1 pseudogene is annotated in these 381 nt (G+C 61.7%); it reads left to right on the plus strand.

Going from position 1 to position 381, the window contains the following annotated elements:
- Positions 1 to 197: pseudogene (locus KDL01_RS42790) on the plus strand (IS5/IS1182 family transposase); the annotation flags it as partial.
- Between the last annotated feature and the right edge of the window lie 184 nt (positions 198 to 381).

The following is a 381-nucleotide window of genomic DNA, read 5'->3' on the forward strand; positions in this document are numbered from 1 at the left end:
AGGGCCCGAAAGGCGGGCGGCCCCCCGCATTCGACGCCGAACTGTACAAGCGCCGCAACCTGATCGAACGATGCAACAACCGGATCAAGCAGTGGCGCGGCATCGCGACCCGCTACGACAAGCTCCCCGACCGCTACCAAGGCGGAATCGAGCTGGTCAGCGCACTGATCTGGCTACGGTCTCTGTGCCCGGAATGACCCGGACACAGAGACCGTACATAGAGATTAATAGATGGTCAGATTCACCAACACCGCCTAGAAGTCCGATGAAGATCTTCGTGGTCTGATGTGGCGGGTCGGCGTAGCCGGCCCGCCACTGGCCTGTTCATGCTGGTGTCGGCAGGTTCCAGCGTCCGTTGGTGCGGGTGAGGCCGAGGTTGAT

This window comes from Actinospica durhamensis, assembly GCF_018139695.1.
GTDB classification, from domain to species: domain Bacteria; phylum Actinomycetota; class Actinomycetes; order Streptomycetales; family Catenulisporaceae; genus Actinospica; species Actinospica durhamensis.